The 16,101-nt window shown below is 67.5% G+C and carries 17 protein-coding genes; all 17 read right to left on the bottom strand.

Annotated elements, in window-relative coordinates; all coding sequences use genetic code 11:
• Window positions 1–4: 4 nt before the first annotated feature.
• Window positions 5–520 (bottom strand): flagellar basal body-associated FliL family protein, encoded by a 516-nt coding sequence (locus J2X70_RS03200; protein WP_105164006.1) that lies wholly within the window; start codon window positions 518–520, stop codon window positions 5–7.
• Between the two features lie 198 nt (window positions 521–718).
• On the bottom strand, window positions 719–1,882 hold the full coding sequence (locus J2X70_RS03195; protein WP_309908912.1) for a flagellar hook-length control protein FliK: 1,164 nt from the start codon (window positions 1,880–1,882) through the stop codon (window positions 719–721).
• The gene (gene fliJ, locus J2X70_RS03190) at window positions 1,882–2,349 is read right to left on the bottom strand and encodes a flagellar export protein FliJ (protein WP_025878992.1); all 468 of its coding nucleotides are present in this window, start codon (window positions 2,347–2,349) and stop codon (window positions 1,882–1,884) included. The genes J2X70_RS03195 and fliJ overlap by 1 nt, the downstream gene beginning before the upstream one ends.
• Entirely contained in the window at window positions 2,346–3,746 is a 1,401-nt protein-coding gene (locus J2X70_RS03185) for a FliI/YscN family ATPase (protein WP_309908910.1), read from the bottom strand. Before J2X70_RS03185 ends, fliJ begins: the two co-directional genes overlap by 4 nt.
• Entirely contained in the window at window positions 3,743–4,384 is a 642-nt protein-coding gene (locus J2X70_RS03180; RefSeq protein WP_032974835.1) for a FliH/SctL family protein, read from the bottom strand. The genes J2X70_RS03185 and J2X70_RS03180 overlap by 4 nt, the downstream gene beginning before the upstream one ends.
• Window positions 4,381–5,367 carry a flagellar motor switch protein FliG gene (gene fliG, locus J2X70_RS03175; RefSeq protein ID WP_025878995.1) on the bottom strand — a complete coding sequence of 329 codons (987 nt, stop codon included), beginning with the start codon at window positions 5,365–5,367 and terminating at the stop codon, window positions 4,381–4,383. The genes J2X70_RS03180 and fliG overlap by 4 nt, the downstream gene beginning before the upstream one ends.
• A gap of 10 nt (window positions 5,368–5,377) precedes the next feature.
• Window positions 5,378–7,024 (bottom strand): flagellar basal-body MS-ring/collar protein FliF, encoded by a 1,647-nt coding sequence (gene fliF / locus J2X70_RS03170; RefSeq protein ID WP_025878996.1) that lies wholly within the window; start codon window positions 7,022–7,024, stop codon window positions 5,378–5,380.
• 12 nt (window positions 7,025–7,036) lie between these two features.
• Window positions 7,037–7,402 (bottom strand): flagellar hook-basal body complex protein FliE, encoded by a 366-nt coding sequence (gene fliE / locus J2X70_RS03165; protein WP_025878997.1) that lies wholly within the window; start codon window positions 7,400–7,402, stop codon window positions 7,037–7,039.
• 451 nt (window positions 7,403–7,853) lie between these two features.
• On the bottom strand, window positions 7,854–8,270 hold the full coding sequence (locus J2X70_RS03160) for a hypothetical protein (protein ID WP_025878998.1): 417 nt from the start codon (window positions 8,268–8,270) through the stop codon (window positions 7,854–7,856).
• 249 nt (window positions 8,271–8,519) lie between these two features.
• Window positions 8,520–10,025 (bottom strand): sigma-54 dependent transcriptional regulator, encoded by a 1,506-nt coding sequence (locus J2X70_RS03155; protein WP_309908906.1) that lies wholly within the window; start codon window positions 10,023–10,025, stop codon window positions 8,520–8,522.
• Entirely contained in the window at window positions 10,022–10,399 is a 378-nt protein-coding gene (locus tag J2X70_RS03150) for a response regulator transcription factor (protein ID WP_025879000.1), read from the bottom strand. The genes J2X70_RS03155 and J2X70_RS03150 overlap by 4 nt, the downstream gene beginning before the upstream one ends.
• A 14-nt stretch (window positions 10,400–10,413) precedes the next feature.
• Window positions 10,414–11,823: an RNA polymerase factor sigma-54 gene (gene rpoN / locus J2X70_RS03145; RefSeq protein WP_025879001.1), complete on the bottom strand. Its 1,410-nt coding sequence runs from the start codon at window positions 11,821–11,823 to the stop codon at window positions 10,414–10,416.
• A gap of 300 nt (window positions 11,824–12,123) precedes the next feature.
• Window positions 12,124–12,756: a response regulator transcription factor gene (locus J2X70_RS03140; protein WP_059064142.1), complete on the bottom strand. Its 633-nt coding sequence runs from the start codon at window positions 12,754–12,756 to the stop codon at window positions 12,124–12,126.
• Window positions 12,757–12,847: 91 nt separating this feature from the next.
• Window positions 12,848–13,426 (bottom strand): PilZ domain-containing protein, encoded by a 579-nt coding sequence (locus tag J2X70_RS03135; RefSeq protein ID WP_025879003.1) that lies wholly within the window; start codon window positions 13,424–13,426, stop codon window positions 12,848–12,850.
• Complete coding sequence (locus J2X70_RS03130; protein ID WP_025879004.1) at window positions 13,423–13,716, bottom strand: hypothetical protein; 294 nt, start codon at window positions 13,714–13,716, stop codon at window positions 13,423–13,425. Before J2X70_RS03130 ends, J2X70_RS03135 begins: the two co-directional genes overlap by 4 nt.
• Complete coding sequence (gene fliS / locus J2X70_RS03125; protein WP_025879005.1) at window positions 13,713–14,129, bottom strand: flagellar export chaperone FliS; 417 nt, start codon at window positions 14,127–14,129, stop codon at window positions 13,713–13,715. Before fliS ends, J2X70_RS03130 begins: the two co-directional genes overlap by 4 nt.
• A gap of 129 nt (window positions 14,130–14,258) precedes the next feature.
• Window positions 14,259–15,677 (bottom strand): flagellar filament capping protein FliD, encoded by a 1,419-nt coding sequence (fliD, locus tag J2X70_RS03120; protein WP_222389696.1) that lies wholly within the window; start codon window positions 15,675–15,677, stop codon window positions 14,259–14,261.
• Window positions 15,678–16,101 lie beyond the last annotated feature (424 nt).

Here is a 16,101-nt window from a genome sequence, read left to right as displayed (position 1 = left end):
GCCCTTACTGGGTCACGAAGCTGGTGAACAGCAGGTCGTCGGCACCGTTGCTGCCGGTCTCGGCCTTCAGCACCTTCTGCACTTCGGCCAGCGAATCGGCCTGCAGCTTCTGCTTGCCGGCGATGTCGGCGATCTGCTGCGGGCTGACCTGCGAGAACAGCATCAGCAGGCGCGCGCGGATGGCCGGGGCATGGGTCTTGATCGCTTCCAGCGCGGCCGGATCGCGGGTCATCAGCTGCACTTCCACCTGCAGGTAGCGCGGGCCGTCGATCGAGCCGTTGAGGTTGACCACGAATGCCGGTTCCAGCGCGAAGTACTGGGCCGGGGCCGGGGTGGTGGTCTTCTTCGGCGCCTGCGCGGCCTTGTCTTCGTGCTTGGACTGGGTGAAGAACCAGACGCCGCCACCGGCGGCACCGGCGGCCAGTATGGCGACCAGGGCGGTGATCAGGATCGGACTGCGCGGCTTGGCGGTCTTGTCCTTGTCGGCGGTCTTCTTGGTTTTGTCAGCGGCTGCGGCCACGGGGTGAAGCTCCTGAGGGTTGCTTCACCGGGATATGCAAGGGGTGTGCCGGAGCGGCCGGGGAGGGCGGTGACGGAATTCCGTCGGGTGTTCATATCGGCAGCGCCGGGCCATGCCCGGCGGAATGTCGGGAATCCGCCGGGCATGGCCCGCGCTACCCGTGTACTGCCATGTGCCGACCTTGGTCGGCACGCACGGTCAGGCGTACGCGTCCAACAACCCGCGCTGGCGGATCAGCTGCGACGCCGACACCGTGGTGTCGCCCAGTGACGGTTCTCCGTCACCACCACGACCGCCGCCGCCCGCCGGGCTGCCCGGAGTGCCGTCGCCACTGTGCTGCTGGCCGACATCGGCATGGGCCAGCTGGAAGCCCTGCTCGCCGAGCAGTTCACGCAGGCGCGGCAGGCTGCTTTCCAGCGCCTGGCGTACATCCACATGCGGGCTGCTGAAGCTGGCATGGACCTTGTCACCGTTCATCTGCAGGCGCACGTCCACCGGCCCCAGGTCTTCCGGATTGAGGCGGATGTGGGCATGGCCGATCTTCTGGTCGGCCAGCCAGCCGATGCGCGCGCCGATGGCCTGGTCGAAACCATCATCGCCCAGCACCGGCTTCGGAGTCGGTTCGCCATTGAAGACGGCATTGCTGGCCAGTGCGGCCTTCAGGTCCTGCAGGGCGGCGGGCAGGGGGGGCTGCAGCGGCGCCGGAGGTGCGCGGTCGCCGATCTGCAGGCTGTCACCGTCGTCAGCACGATCCAATGCCTTGCCACTCATCACCAGCTCCGGCAGCGGCAGGCCACTGGCCTCATCATCGCCGGCAGCGGATGCCGGAGCGCTGGCGGTCGGCGCTGCCGCGCCCTGGCTCGCGTTGGTCGCCACTGCGGCGGTCGCGGGTGCCAGTGCAGCGGAGGGCAGCGCGCCGCCTTCGGCATCGCTGGCCGCTGGCGGCGGCAGCACAGGCGCCGGATCGACGCCGGCGGGCACGGCCAGCATCAGGCCGGCCAATCCGAGTGGCGGCCAGGGCGCGTCGTCCGCGTTGGCCGGGGTGTCCTTGTCGTCGCTGGCAGCCGACGTTGCCGGTACAGCAGGTGTCGATGTGCTGGCGTCCGTGGCGGCTGCTTCGCCGTCGGTCGGCCGCGGCGTCGCCTTGCCCGGGTTGCCGTCGGGTGGTGTTGCAGCGTTGGCCGGTGTTGCCGGATTGCTGGCGTTTGTGGCGGTAGCGGGCGTGCCGGTCGAGGCGCTGCCGCCCTGCAGCATCTGGCCGAAATCCTTGCCGGAATCGCTGCGCGAGGCACGTGCGCTGCCGGCATTGCCACTGCCGCCGGGCGTCGGTGCGCTGGCGTTGCTGCTCAACGGGGAGGGCATCACGACCGGCCTCCCTGCTCGCCATCGTCCTGGTCTTCGGTCTGTGCCAGGCGCGCGCGGCGTGCGCCGATGTCATCCATCTCGCGCTGGTCGCGGCGGTCGGTCACCACTTTTTCCTGCGCGCGGTAGCTGGCGGCCAGCTGCTCCAGCACGGCCTTGTCACGGCTGGCCAGGATCAGGCGCGCGCGTTCGGCCTCCACTTTTTCGAGGTTGCCGTTGACGGTCTGCTGCTGCTGTTCCACCGCGCTGTCCAGCCGGTCCAGGAATGCGCGCCGGTTCAACAGCTGCGCCGGGCTGGTCGCGGCCATCTGCGCGTTGGCGTACTCCTCGGCGTAGCGCCGCAGTTCGTCCAGGCGCGACAGATGGGTGTCGAGCACGTTCTGGCGTTCGGCCAGGTCGCGGGCGACCGCGTCCTCGTGTTCCTGGGCCCGCTTCAGCAGGGGGTCGATGCGCTTGGACTGGATCATGTCAGCCTCTCGTTCTCTTGTTCCACCAGGCGCTGCAACGCCGCCTGGCTGTGCGGTAGATCTGCGGCCTTGGCCACATCCTGGCCGAGGAATTCCATGATTTCCGGCCAGCGCTCAAGGGCTTCATCGGTTGCCGCGTCGTTGCCGCGCTGATAGGCGCCGATGGCGATCAGGTCGCGGTTGGCCGAGTAGGCCGACACCAGCCGTTTCAGCTTGCGGATGCGCAGGCGCCACGGTTCGTCGGCGATTTCCGTGACCACGCGGCTGACCGACGATTCCACATCGATGGCCGGGTACAGGCCGCTGTCGGCCACGCGGCGCGAGAGCAGGATGTGGCCGTCAAGAATCGCGCGCGCTGCATCGGCGATCGGATCCTGCGGATCGTCGCCTTCGGTCAGCACGGTGTAGAAGGCGGTGATCGAACCGCGCCCCTTGGCGCCGTTGCCTGCACGTTCCACCAGTGCCGGCAGCTTGGCGAACACCGATGGCGGATAGCCGCGGGTGGTGGGCGGCTCGCCCACCGACAGGCCGATCTCGCGCTGCGCCTGCGCGAAGCGGGTCAGCGAATCCATCAGCAGCAGGACGTTCAGGCCCTGGTCGCGGAACCACTCGGCGATGGCCGTGGCACGGTAGGCGCCATGCAGGCGGGCCAGCGGCGGCCGGTCGGCCGGGCTGGCCACTACCACCGCGCGGCGCAGGCCTTCCTCGCCCAGCGTGCTTTCAACGAAATCGCGCACTTCGCGGCCACGCTCACCGATCAGGCCAACCACGATCACGTCGGCGGCGGTGTAGCGGGTCATCATGCCCAGTAACGTCGATTTGCCGACGCCGGAGCCGGCGAACAGGCCCACACGCTGGCCGCGGCCGATCGGCAGCAGCGCGTTGATCGCGCGCACGCCCACGTCCAGCGGCTGGGTGATCGGTTCGCGCGCCAGCGGATTGATCGAAACGCCGGCCATGCCGACGTGGCCTTCAGCGCGGATCGGCCCCTTGCCATCCAGCGGTACGCCATCGCTGTCGATGACACGGCCGAGCAGGCCTTCGCCCACTTCCACGCCGCCACGACGTGCCGAGGGCACCACCCGCGCATTCGGCAGCAGCCCGTGCAGTTCGGCACTGGGCATCAGGTAGGTGCGTTCGCCGGCGAAGCCGACCACTTCAGCATCGACCCAGCCGCCGTCAACCACTTCCACCTTGCAGCTGGCGCCGAGCGGCGCTTCGCAGCCGACCGCTTCCAGGGTCAGGCCGACCGCCCGCCGCAGCACGCCTTCGCGGATCAGCCCGCGACCGTGCGCGGTGTCGACTTTCAGGCCGTCGAGGCGGTTGGCCAGACGCAGGTTGCGGGCCACGGCCCAGTCGGCCGGCGGCGACGGCTGCGAAGCGGTATGTGTGTTCATGCGATGGCTCCGGTCTGGCGGATCACGGCGTCCAGCGCGCCGCGCAGGCGGGCTTCCAGGGTGCCGTCGATGCGTACCGCTTCGGCATGCACGCGCAGGTCGCCACGGCTCAGGCTGGTGTCAGGCACCAGGCGCTGCTGCGGCGACAGGGTCAGCAACGGGGCGAGGGCGTTGATGTCATCGGGGTGCAGGCGTACTTCCACCTCGCGGTTGCTGCCGCCGACGGCGTCAATCGCCTCGCCGACCAGTTGTCCCAGCAGCGCCGGATCGGCCTCGTAGGCACGGCCTACCAGCGCACCGGCGATGCGTACCGCCAGTTCGCCGAGGGCGCCGACCACTTCATTTTCCAGGCGTGCCAGCGGCCGGCCGAAGTTGTCGAGGATGCCCTCGATCTGCGCGACCAAGCGGCGCACCTCGGCCTGGCCCTGGCTGAAGCCATCGGCATGGCCCTGGTCGAAACCTTCCTTCTCGGCGCTGTCCTGGATCGCCTGGATTTCCTCCAGGGTCGGCAGCTGCAACGGCGGCTCCGGCTCATGCTCCGGGTCCGGCTCGGTGAGTTCGAAGGCCTCGTCGTGGTCCAGCACCGGTTCGGGCTGGGCCAGCAGGTCCGGGGCAAGCCAGCGCACGACGTTGCTCACAGCATCGCCTCCGCGCTGCCGCCGATGGTGACAGTGCCCTCATCGGCCATGCGCTTGACGATGGCGAGGATCTCGCGCTGCGCCACTTCCACGTCGGACAGGCGGACCGGGCCGCGCGCTTCCATGTCTTCCAGCAGGATCTCGGCTGCACGCTGGGACATGTTGCGGGTGATCTTGTCGCGCACCTTGATGTCGGCGCCGCGCAGGGCCAGGCCCAGTCGCTCGCCGCTCACTTCGCGCAGCACCAGCTGCATCTCGCGGTCGTCCAGGTCCACCAGGTCGTCGAACACGAACATCAGGTCCTGGATGCGGCCACTCAGCGGTGCGTCGATGCGCGCGATCTCGCCCAGGATCGCCTGGTCCTGGCCGCTGTCCATGAAGTTGAGGATGTTGGCCGCGCACTGCACGCCGCCGATGTTGGACGACTTCAGGTTCTGGTTGCCGGCGAACTGGCGTTCCATGATCTCGTTGAGTTCGTTCAGCGCATTGGGCGGAATGCCGTCGAGGGTGGCGATGCGCAGCAGCACGTCCACGCGGGTGCGCTCGGGCAGCAGCTTCAGCGCGTCGGCAGCCTGGTCGGTTTCCAGGTGCGCCATCACGATGGCGATGATCTGCGGATGCTCGTTGCGCACCAGGTCGGCCACCGCACGCGGGTCCATCCACTTCAGTGCGTCCAGGCCGGTGGTGTTGCGGCCCAGCAGGATGCGGTCGATCAGGTTGCCGGCCTTTTCGCTGCCCAGCGCCTGCACCAGCATGTTGCGGATGTAGTCGTCCGAGCCCACGCCCAGCGAGGTCTTCGAGCCCAGTTCCTGGCTGAACTGGTCCATCACCCGTTCCACCTGTTCGCGGGTGATGTCGGACATGGTGGCCATGGCGATGCCGATCTTCTGCACCTCCTTCGGCTCCATGTGGCGCAGCACTTCGGCCGCGTCCAGTTCACCCAGCGACAGCAACAGGACGGCGGCGCGCTGCACGCCGGTCAGGGGCGCGACCTCAGTCATTGGCCACCCAGCCCTTGACCACCTGGGCCACGCGCTTGGAGTCGGTCTTCACGGCTTCACGGGCCATCCGCAATCGTTCCTCATAAGAATCCACCGGCAGGGCCAGCGCTTCCGGCCCGCCCAGGCTGACCCGGTCGGCGCCCAGCGCCGGCAGCGGGGTGCCATCGTCATCGACCAGCTGCACGTCCGCGGTGTGCGGTTCCAGCGCCAGTTCTTCGTTCTTGCGGTTCTGCCCGGTGATGCCGCGCAGTGCCGGGCGCAGCACGCCGAACAGCAACGCCATCACCACCAGCGCACCCAGCAGCATGCGGCCGGCATCGTGCACCCACGGCAGTTCCCACCAGGCCGGGCCTTCCACCGGCGTGGTGTCACGCACGAACGGGGCATTCATCACCGACACGGTGTCGCCACGCTCGGCACTGAAACCGACGGCCTGCTTGACAAGTGCCTCGACCCGGGTCAGTTCGGCCGCCGACAGCGGCTGCGGTGCAACCTTGCCGTTGGCGCCGGCGCGCGGCACGTTGTCCACCAGCACCGCCACCGACACGCGCTTGATGCGGCCGGCCGGCTGGCGGGTGTGCTGCAGGGTACGGTCCAGCTCGTAGTTGCGGGTCGCGTTCTTGCTGCTTTCGGTCGGTGCCTGCGCGGTGGCCGGTGCGGCGGCCTGGCCCGGCGGGCTGTTGCTGGTGGCACCCGGTACGCCCTGCGGGCCCGGCGTGCTGCTGGTGTTTTCGCTCATCTGCTCGCTGCGCAGCTTCTGCGGCTCGCCGTTGTACAGCTCGCGCGCTTCCTCGGTCACCGAGAAGTCCATGTCGACACTGACTTCGGGGTTGACCCGGCCGGGGCCGGTCATCGGTTCCAGCAGCTCGCGGATACGCTGGTTGAACGAGGTTTCCTGGCGGCGCACCTGTTCGAACTGGGCGGCGTTGACGGCCGCTTCGCTGTTGGGGTCGCTGACGCTGAGCATGCGACCGCTCTGGTCGACCACGGTCACCCGTTCCGGCGCCAGATCGGGAATGGCTGCAGCAACCATGTGCACGATCGCATCAACCTGGCTGCGTTCCAGCTGCTGGCCGCCACGCAGTTCAAGGGTAACCGAGGCACTGGCCACATCACGCTGGCGGGTGAACGCACTGGGCTTGGGAATGGCCAGGTGCACGCGCGAATCGCGCACCGGGCGCAGCGTGTTGATGGTGCGCGACAGCTCGGTTTCCAACGCGTGCTGGTAGCGCGCACTTTCCACGAACTGGCTGACACCAAAACCGGGGTCGCGCTCCATCAGCTCGAAGCCGAGCTTGCCGCTGTCGGTCAGGCCCGAGCCCGCCAGTTTCAGGCGGGCATCATGCAGGTTCTTCTCCGGCACGGTGATGCCACCGGTGGCCGGGTCCAGCTGGAACGGAATCTGTGCGGCACGCAGCAGATCGGTCGCTTCAGCGGTGGCCTTCTGGTCCAGGCCGGTGTACAGCGGCACCATGCCCGGCTTCTGCGACCAGAAGAACACGAACAGCCCGGCCGCGACGGCCACGGCGATCATCGCCATCAGTCCGAGCCGACGGGTGATCTGCAGGCTTTGCAGCCGATCGAACCACTGGCCCGCCTTTTCGGCGTTCAGGGATTCCTTGGAGAGCGACAGGGCCATGCGGTTCTATCCTTACAGCGGCATGTTCATCACGTCCTGGTAGGCCTGGACGAGACGGTTGCGGACTTCCACGGTGGCGCGGAAGGCGATCTGGGACTGCTGCGAGGCGACCATCACCTTGGCCAGGTCGGCACCGGGTTCACCCAGTTCGAAGGCCTTGGCCAGCGCGCCGGATTTCTGTTGCGCATCGTTGACGCCGGCGATGGCGCCGCGCAGGGTTTCAGTGAAGCTGGCAGGCTGGACCTGCGGCGCATCCAGCACCGTGCCCGGCAGGGCATTGCTACGCGGCGCTTCGGCCAGCGGGTTGAGCGCGGGCTGTCCCACCTGGGTCTGGTAGGAGCGGATCTGGGAAAGGATCGAAGTGACGGAGTGGGACATCTGCAACGGTTCCAGAAACAGGGATGGGGGTGTCTGCTGGAGCTAGTGCAAGTGCCGTGCCGAAATGGCTGATCGGTTCAGTGAAGTGAGGGGGGTATTGCTTTGCGGGGTTGCACCCCGCGCCCCGCGGTAGTGCCGGCCGCTGGCCGGCAACCTCAACAGCAACAGCCAAAGCGGGTTTCCTGAGGGATGGCGGGGTGGGTCCGGTTGCGGGGGACGCCGTAAACCCGTCCATGGGGGCTTGGCCGCGGCATCCATGCCGCGGACACCCCCGCAACCGGACCCACCCCGCCTTCGACAGGTTCCTGCTGCTGTTGGTGGGTGCTGACCGTTGGTCGGCACGCTGCGCTTGGTAGGTGTCGACCTTGGTCGACACGCTTGATCCACGCCATGCATGAATGCTGCTCTCGAGGCGTGTGACGCGTCATTTCACCGGCGTCGGTTTTTTGGCCTATGGCTGCAGGGTCCAGCGGCCGGAATTCTGGCGCTGGCGTGGGGCGATGGGGCCGTCGTGCTGGGTGTAGATGAAGCGACCCTGGTGGTCGGTCAGGCAGGTCAGCAGCAGGGTGTAGCGGGCGGGGCCGGCGGGGTGGGCTTCTGTCATCTGGATTTCCGCAATGTGCGGAGCCAGTTGCTGGTAACGGTAGCTGCCGCCGATGCGGAGGTCGGTGCCGAGGATGTGCAGCACGTACTGATTGCTGCCGAAGCTGACCTGCACCATGCGTCCGGCATTCGGATTATCTGGCTGGTATAGCGGATCGCTGAGGTTGGTGAACTGGCGCTGGTCGAGTGTGGTGGGCAGGGCGCAGTCGGCGGCTGTGGCCAGAGCAGGGAAGAGTAGGGCGGCAAGCAGAGTCAGGCGATGCATGGCGGAACCTCGTTGGGACGTCCTTGCCATGCTCCGCGGTGCGGTTGCGTTGTCTGTAGGAAAACGTGCAAATGCAGCGAAATATTCCCGGTACCGTCGCCCGTCATCCACGCATGGCGTGGATCTACTGAGCAATCCGGCCGCTGCCATGGAACCGTCGGACCCGCCCGCGCATCAGGCGGACCCCCACAAACACCAACGCCCGGGCAAGCCCAGGCGCTCGTGCCCCCTTCATGCTGGCAACGCGTGTCAGCTGGCCAGTTCGGCCGCTTCGCGTTCGATGCCGTACTTGCGCAGCTTTTCCACCAGGGTGGTGCGGCGCAGGCCGAGCAGCTGGGCGGCGTGGGCAACCACGCCCTGGGTGCGTTCCAGTGCTTCGTTGATCAGGCCCAGTTCGATGTTGGCCATGTGGTTGCGCAGGTCCAGGCCGTCGTCCGGCAACGCGGCCGGCGCTGCGGCGCGGTTGACGGCGATGCCATGCTCGAGTGACGGCTGGTTGCCGCTGCCCGGGGTGTGGAACGAGAAGCTGCGCAGGTCCAGGCGTTCTTCGCTGGCGACCACCGGAGCGGCCGCGACCACAGCGGGTACGGCCAGCGCGGCGTCGCCGCGGTAGCGTGCCGGCAGGTCCTGCACGCGCACCGAGCCACCTGGGTGCAACACGGCCAGGCGCTCGACCAGGTTGGTCAGTTCGCGCACGTTGCCCGGCCACTCGTAGCCGGCCAGCGCCTGCAGCGCTTCCGGGGTGAAGCGCACTTCGCCGCGGCCGGTGCGGGCCAGCTGGGTGGCGATGGTTTCCACCAGCGCCGGCAGGTCTTCGCGACGTTCGCGCAGGGCCGGCACATCGATCGGGAACACGTTGAGGCGATAGAACAGGTCCTCGCGGAACTTGCCATCGGCAATGCGGCTTTCCAGGTCGCGATGGGTTGCGGCGATCACCCGCACGTTGCAGCGGATGGTCTGGTTGCCGCCGACGCGCTCGAAGCTGCGCTCCTGCAGCACGCGCAGCAGCTTGACCTGCATCGGCAGGCTCATGTCGCCGATCTCATCGAGCAGCAGGGTGCCGCCCTCGGCCATTTCGAAACGGCCCTTGCGTGCGGTCAGCGCGCCGGTGAAGGCGCCCTTTTCGTGGCCGAACAGCTCGCTTTCCAGCAGTTCGGCCGGAATCGCGCCGCAGTTGATCGCCACGAACGGGCCATCGCGGCGCGGCGAGCGCTGGTGGATGCTGCGCGAGACCACTTCCTTGCCGGTGCCCGATTCGCCCAGCACCAGCACGGTGGTGTCGAACGCGGCGACCTGCTCGATCATCGTGCGCAGTCCGCTGACCGCCGGACCGTTGCCGGTCGGTCCCTGGTCCTGCACGGCACCGGCCTGGTGTTCGGCATCCAGGCGCTTGAGGCTGGCGCGGCGCAGCAGGGCTTCCATCTGTGCGTGACGCAGCGGTGCTTCCAGCGGCCAGATGTTGGCTTCGTGCAGGCCATGCCGCTGCGCGAACGCAGTCGCGTCACCGTCGGCCAGCAGCACCGGCGGCGGCAGGCTGCTGCCCCCCAGCCAGGCGTACAGGGCGGTGCTGGCGGCACTGTCGTCCAGGCTGCCGACGATCACCGCCATCCAGTCGTTCTGGCGCTGGCGCGTCAGGTCGAAATCGGCCGCGTCGGAAACCCAGCGCGGGTTGAAGTCCATGAATTCCAGCAGGGCCACGGTGCGCTCGGCACGCACCGCGTCGTTGTCCAGTACCAGGATGCGCGATTCGCTCACGACCGTTCCTCCCTGAGGCCTTCCAGGATCGGCATGACTTCCTGGATGTAGGACAGCTTGCTGACGAAGTTGTCGGCGCCGGCGCGCAGTGCGTGCTCGCGATGCTCGACGTCATCGAAGTGGCTGGCGATCACGATGTACGGGGCATCATCCTGCGACTTGATCAGGCGGGTGGCCTGCAGGCCGCCCATTTCCGGCATCGCCAGATCCATCAATACCACCTGCGGGCGCAGGCTTTCCGAGCGTTCGATCGCTTCCAGGCCGTTGCCGGCGCTGCCGACGATCTGCAGCCAGTCGATCTTGCGGAAGTGGCGCATGGCCGCGTTGATGAAGCCCTCGTGGTCATCGACCAGCAGAACTGTGAGCTTGTTCATGTCCAACATCCTTTTCAGCCCACCCGGGCCAGCTGCGGTTGCCTGGCGTTGACCCGGCGCCGTTCGCGGGCCGGGGCGATATCCAGTTGTTCGCGGTATTTTGCGACGGTTCGACGGGCAATGTTCACCCCTTGACGGGACAGCAGGCCAGCGATGGCCTCGTCCGCCAGCGGGCGTCCGGCCGGTTCGGCGTCGATCAGGCGGCGGACCATGGCCTTGACCGCTTGGCCGGACACACTGGCCCCTTCCAGGCGCACGGCGAAGAAGTGCTTGAGTTCGAAGGTGCCGCGCGGGGTCTGCAGGTACTTGCCGGTGGTGATGCGCGAAACGGTGGATTCGTGCATGCCGATTTCTTCGGCCACTTCCTTCAGGGTCAGCGGTGCCATGGCTTCCTCGCCACGCACCAGGAAGGCTGCCTGGCGCTCGACGATCACCCGCGCGGTGCGCAGCAGGGTGTCGTAACGCATCGACAGGCCGCGGCTGAACCAGCGTGCCTCCTGCAGCATCTCGCGCAGTGCCGGGGCCGCCTCACCGCTGTCAGCCAGAGCCTGTTCGTACTGGCTGTTGATCGACACCCTGCGACTGGTGGCCGGGTTCAGCGCCACCTTCCATTGTTCGTCGGCGTGCCAGGCGACCACGTCCGGCACCACCACTGCATTGCGCTCGGGCAGCAGGCTGTCGCCCGGGCGCGGCTGCAGCGACAGGATCAGGCGGACGGCTTCGCGCACGTCCTCGATCTCGGCATCGTGCTGACGGGCGAGGGCGGGGTAGTCGTGCGCGGCCAAGGCATCGAGCGCGCCCTGCAGGATGCGCGCAGCCAGATGCCGGGCCGGCACCACGCCGTGCAGGCTGCACAGCTGGGCCAGCAGCGATTCGCGCAGGTCCTGCGCGGCCATGCCGGCCGGCTCGCCCTGCAGCAGGTGCTGGCGGACAGCTTCAACGCCGTCGGCATCGATGTCGAACTGCGCGCTGGCCAGCAGCTGCAGCTGCGCCAGCGGTGCCTGCAGGTAGCCGGCATCGTCGCAGTGTTCCAGCCAGAAGGCGGCCACGGCCAGTTCGTGCTCGTCCAGATCCAGCGCCAGGCGCTGCAGCACGCGCAGCTGCGGGTCGCTCGACTCGCCAGCGGCGATGCGCGCCATGCGGTCGTCGTCGCCGTCCTGCCAGTTGGCGCCGGACACCTCCCACATCGAGGATTCGGGCAGTTCGTCGAACGCGGCCGTATCCAGCGTGGTGGTGGCCGGATCGGTAGCTTCGGCGGCGGGCGCTTCGGCGTCTTCGATTTCCAGCAGCGGATTGGAGTCCAGCAGGCGCTGGATTTCCTGTTCCAGGTGCAGGCCGTCGAGCTGCAGCAGCCGGATCGACTGCAGCAACTGCGGGGTGAGGTGAAGTTGTTGGCCCAGCTGGGTCGAGAGTGAAGCCTTCATCGTGGTTCCCCGGCGCCGCTCCCCGACGCCTTGTGGAACACATCTTGCTTTTGATCCGGCAAGGGCGGAATCGGGGGGTTCCTGAGGGTGTTGGTGGTGTTCCCGACACCGTGTAGGGAAAACCCCTACACAAGCGCGGGATTTTGACGATTACGCGCACCAAGTCATTGATTCGTGGTCAGCGGCCACGGCGGCAGGTCGTGCGTGCTGTACGGAATCCCGTCGGGATGCGCGTGGGTGACGGTATTTCGGCGCCGGCCCTGCCAGTGGCGCTGCGGCGTTACCGCCGACGCGGGGACGTCATTCCAGTTCGTGCTGGTGGCGCGCGGCCAGCAGCAGCAGATCATTGGCGCGACGGCAACCCAGCGATTCCATCATGCGTGCGCGATGGGTCTCCACCGTCTTGACGCTGATACCAAGATCGGCGGCGATTTCCTTGTTGCTCTCGCCCTTGCCGATGCGGCGAAGGATCTCGCGCTGGCGCGGCGACAGTGCGGCAATGCCGGTCGGTTTTTCGCGACCGAGCATCGGCGCCAGCATCTTGGCCGAGATCTGCGGGCTCAGGAATACCTGGCCTGCATGCGCGGCACGCAGCGCCAGTTCCAGCTCCTGCGGTGCGGCATCCTTGACCACGAAACCGACGGCACCCCGATCCAGGGCGTCGCGCACGTGGGCGGCGTCGTCGTGCATGGTCATCATCACGATGCGCGTGCCGGGTGCGCGCAGGCGGATGTCGCTCAGCGCTTCCAGGCCGGTGCGGCCGGGCAGCGACAGGTCCATCAACACCACGTCCGGTGCGTGCTGCAGGGCCATCTGCAGTGCCTGTTCGGCATTGCTGGCCTCGGCGACGAGGTGCACGTCGGCAAACCCCTGCAGCAGCCGCGCCAGGCCGGCGCGAACCAGGGTGTGATCGTCGACGATGAGAACTCGCACAGGCACGCTGGAGGTTGGGGAGGGGTATCCACCTTAACTTAGCTGAACGGGCACGCCAAGGGCTGTCCGTCCGCCTGCATGGTGGCAGATTTCAGCGTGCGCGGCGGGCCTCGGCCACCTGCCGGCGGTGCAGCCGGAACAGATGCCGCTCCATCGCCATTTCCAGGCCATCGCCGAGGCGATGGAAGCGCAGCCACAGATAGTGACCACCACCGCCATCGGCCGCTTCGGCGATCACTTCCACCGGCAGGTCGATATGGTCGGGCAGCCAGTCGCTGGGTTGTAGGCGGACAACGCCGGCCTGGCCGGGCGTGCTGCCGCTGCGTGGGCCCAGCTGCAGGCGGATGCCACGGCGCGACCAGCGCACCGGGCGCAGCGTGGGTTCCTGGCCCTGCTGGCGGATCAGGCGGCCGAGCAGGACCATGGTCAGGTCCACCTTGGCTTCCAGGCGCTGCAGCTGCAAGCTGGCTTCGCTGCGTTCTTCGTGTTCGTCGATGCGGCTGTCTTCGACCAGTGCCAGGCTGCGCAGCAGGCCTTCGGCACTGCTGGTCCGGCCCACTGCACTGCCGGCCTGGAACTCGGCGGGCAGGGCCAGTTCACAGCTGAGCGTTTCGTCGAACAGCTCGCTTTCAGCCGGGTGGTGCAGGGACGTGGTCGGCAGCACGGTCATGCCAGCGATTCTGCCTGCAGGTAGGCATGCGCGGCGCGAAGGGAGCGGCGGCCGTCCTGCATCTGCACGGAGACTGCGTCGCGACGCTGGCGCAGCAGGCCGAGCAGGCTCTGCTGGCGCTCCAGCAGGGCCGACAGCGGCGCGTGGTCGGCGCTGCCCAGCGGCTGGCTCAGCAGTGCGTGCAGGGTGCTGTCATGGCCATCGAGCAGGCTGTCGGCCTGTTCGAAGGCCTCTTCGTCGAGGGCCTTCTCGAAGGCATCCAGCTGCGCGTTGAGTTCAAGCAGGCTCATGGCGCCACCGCCGCGGGACGGCGCTGTTCGTGCGGAATGGCATTCCAGGCACCGTCGATCTCGCCCAGCAGCTGCAGCGATTCGTCCAGCGCAGCGCGGTCGTTGTGCAGGTTGGCTTCGGTCAGGCGCTGCAGCAGGTAGTCGTACAGCGCCGACAGGTTGCCGGCGATTTCGCCGCCGGCTTCATGGTCCAGCGAGCCGTTGAGGTGGGCGACGATCGCGCACGCTTCGCCGATCGCCTTGCCCTTGCCGGCCTGGTCGCCCTGGTCGAGGGTGGCCTGTGCACGGCGCACGCGCTCCAGCGCGCCAGACAGCAGCAGCGCCACCAGTTTGTGCGGATCGGCATCGGCGACCGCACTGGTCACACCCACCTGGCGGTATTGCTCGGCGTACTGACGGCTGGAACCGTACATTCGTGATTCTCCCTTGCGCGGGGTGCCGGGGTGCGGTCGAAGGGACCGTTGACGCCGGCACTGCGATGATTGCTGTTGCGTCCGTTATCGGTGCGTACGGCGCCAAACTTGAGCGCCGTGCGTGTTTCCTCAGCGGTTCAACTGGGCCAGCTGCTGCTGCAGGGCGGTGTTGCTCTGCTGCAGCTTGCCCATCAGGCTGTCCAATGCCACGAACTGCTTCTTGTAACGGGCCTCGACACCGACCATGCGCGCGTCCAGGTCCTTGCGGCGCTTGTCGATGTTGTCCAGCGTGGTGTTCAGCCCCTTGGTGCGGGCGACGAAGGCGCCTTCCTTGCCAACCGTGGTGCTGACGTAGCCGTCCACCAGTGAATACAGCCGGCCGGCACCGCCGGTATCGCCGGTGACCGCCTGGCGGATCTTCTCCGGCTGCGCGGCGAGGGCTGCGGCGAACTTGGTGCTGTCCAGCACCAGGGTGCCATCGGCGTTGGGATAGCCGCGGGTCTGCAGGCCCAGTGCCTTGGCATCCAGCTGGTCGCCTGCCAGGTCCTTGAGCACACCGGACATCGTCGAACGCAGCTGGGCGATCGCACCCCGCATCTGCGCATCGCCGGTCAGCGCGGCGGCTTCCTTGGTCTTCGCGTCGTACTTGGTTTCGGTGTTGATCGCCGCGATGGCCGCGTTGTAGGCGGTGACGAACTCCTGCATCACCTTGGTTGCGGCGGTGGTGTCGGTGCTGATGGTGACGGTGCTCAGGCCCGGCACCTTCAGGTTCAGGGTCAGGCCTGGCACCGCGTCGGTCACGGTGTTGCTGGCACTCACCACTTCCACGCCGTCAATGGTCAACACCGCATCCTTGGCGGGGCTGTTTTCCTTCAGGCTGCCGACCAGTGCGCCCAGCTTCGGATCGCTGCCGGCGTATTCCAGCTTGATCGCGCTGGCCGCGCCGGTCTTTTCCTGGGCGATGGACAGGTACTGGTTGTCGCCGGAGCTGATCAGCGTGGCCTGCACGCCTTCCTTGCGGCCGGCGGCGTCGATCTTGTTGCGGACGGTGGTAAGCGTGTCGCCTTCCTCCACCTGCACGTTCATCGTCTTGGCCTTGTCGCCCACGCCGACGGTCAGCGTCAAGGTTCCGGCACCGAAGGTATCGGTCTTGGGCACCGACGTGTCGGCGATCAGCTTGTGCGCCGACGCCAGGTTCTTCACCTCGACCTTGTGGGTACCGTTGGCTGCGGCCGCCTTGCTGGTACCGAGGTCGTACAGCGCCACCGATGCCGTCAGCACATCCTCGGTATTGCCTGGCTGTGCTTTGCCCGAGGCGGTTACCGTGCGGGTGTCGAAAGCGGTGGTGGCCTTCAACGCGGTCAGGGCGGTCTTCAGCTTGTCGAAGGCCGAGGTGACCGTGCCGAGCGACGACAGCTGCATCTTGGTCTTGGACTGCTGCAGGTTCAGCGCATTGTCGGCCGGCTTGCGGTCCGCTGCGACCAGCTGGTTGACGATGCTGGAGATGTCCAGCCCTGAGCCAATGCCACCGTATCCAAAGTCTGCCACGTCGTTTCTCCTGGTATACGGGCCTGGCCGTCGTACGGCGGCCCGTCGTCAACGAAAATAGCGGCCTGTGCCGCTGGGTCTTGAGGACTTCGTTGATGCATGCGCCGTGCCACTGGCCGGTGGGGCGGTTCTGGCACGCCGGTTGCAGGAGGTCTGGGGCAGGGTGCGGGTGGGTTCACCGCGGGCTGCCGGGGGTCTGTAAAAAACCCTCCCCCAATGCAGGGGAGGGATCAGGCTACTGACAATCGGGGGGAGACGAAGCCGCCCGGTACGTACAGTCAACATGCACAACGCTGAAAGAGAGGTCCGCAGGGGCGGGCGATGCCAAGCCGGTTCGGGAAGCTTCCCGGGCCGGGCATGGCCGGCACCTGAGTACGCCGTGGCTGTCGGGTTGCCGCTACCGTCGGTTCAACCCGACGGTAGC

This window comes from Stenotrophomonas sp. 1337, from assembly GCF_031455455.1.
In the GTDB taxonomy this organism is placed as follows: Bacteria; Pseudomonadota; Gammaproteobacteria; order Xanthomonadales; family Xanthomonadaceae; genus Stenotrophomonas; species Stenotrophomonas indicatrix.
Note: the sequence above shows the minus strand (reverse complement) of the source record. Positions and strands in the feature narration are given on the sequence as shown.

Excerpts from the sequence above, each read along its gene's own strand:
- fliJ (WP_025878992.1), bottom strand. The coding sequence starts at position 2,349 with ATGATCCAGTCCAAGCGCATCGACCCCCTGCTGAAGCGGGCCCAGGAA.
- fliF (WP_025878996.1), bottom strand. The coding sequence starts at position 7,024 with ATGGCCCTGTCGCTCTCCAAGGAATCCCTGAACGCCGAAAAGGCGGGC.
- J2X70_RS03185 (WP_309908910.1), bottom strand. The coding sequence starts at position 3,746 with ATGAACACACATACCGCTTCGCAGCCGTCGCCGCCGGCCGACTGGGCC.
- J2X70_RS03135 (WP_025879003.1), bottom strand. The coding sequence starts at position 13,426 with ATGACCGTGCTGCCGACCACGTCCCTGCACCACCCGGCTGAAAGCGAG.
- fliS (WP_025879005.1), bottom strand. The coding sequence starts at position 14,129 with ATGTACGGTTCCAGCCGTCAGTACGCCGAGCAATACCGCCAGGTGGGT.
- J2X70_RS03195 (WP_309908912.1), bottom strand. The coding sequence starts at position 1,882 with ATGCCCTCCCCGTTGAGCAGCAACGCCAGCGCACCGACGCCCGGCGGC.
- J2X70_RS03160 (WP_025878998.1), bottom strand. The coding sequence starts at position 8,270 with ATGCATCGCCTGACTCTGCTTGCCGCCCTACTCTTCCCTGCTCTGGCC.
- J2X70_RS03150 (WP_025879000.1), bottom strand. The coding sequence starts at position 10,399 with ATGAACAAGCTCACAGTTCTGCTGGTCGATGACCACGAGGGCTTCATC.
- fliE (WP_025878997.1), bottom strand. The coding sequence starts at position 7,402 with ATGTCCCACTCCGTCACTTCGATCCTTTCCCAGATCCGCTCCTACCAG.
- J2X70_RS03130 (WP_025879004.1), bottom strand. The coding sequence starts at position 13,716 with ATGAGCCTGCTTGAACTCAACGCGCAGCTGGATGCCTTCGAGAAGGCC.
- rpoN (WP_025879001.1), bottom strand. The coding sequence starts at position 11,823 with ATGAAGGCTTCACTCTCGACCCAGCTGGGCCAACAACTTCACCTCACC.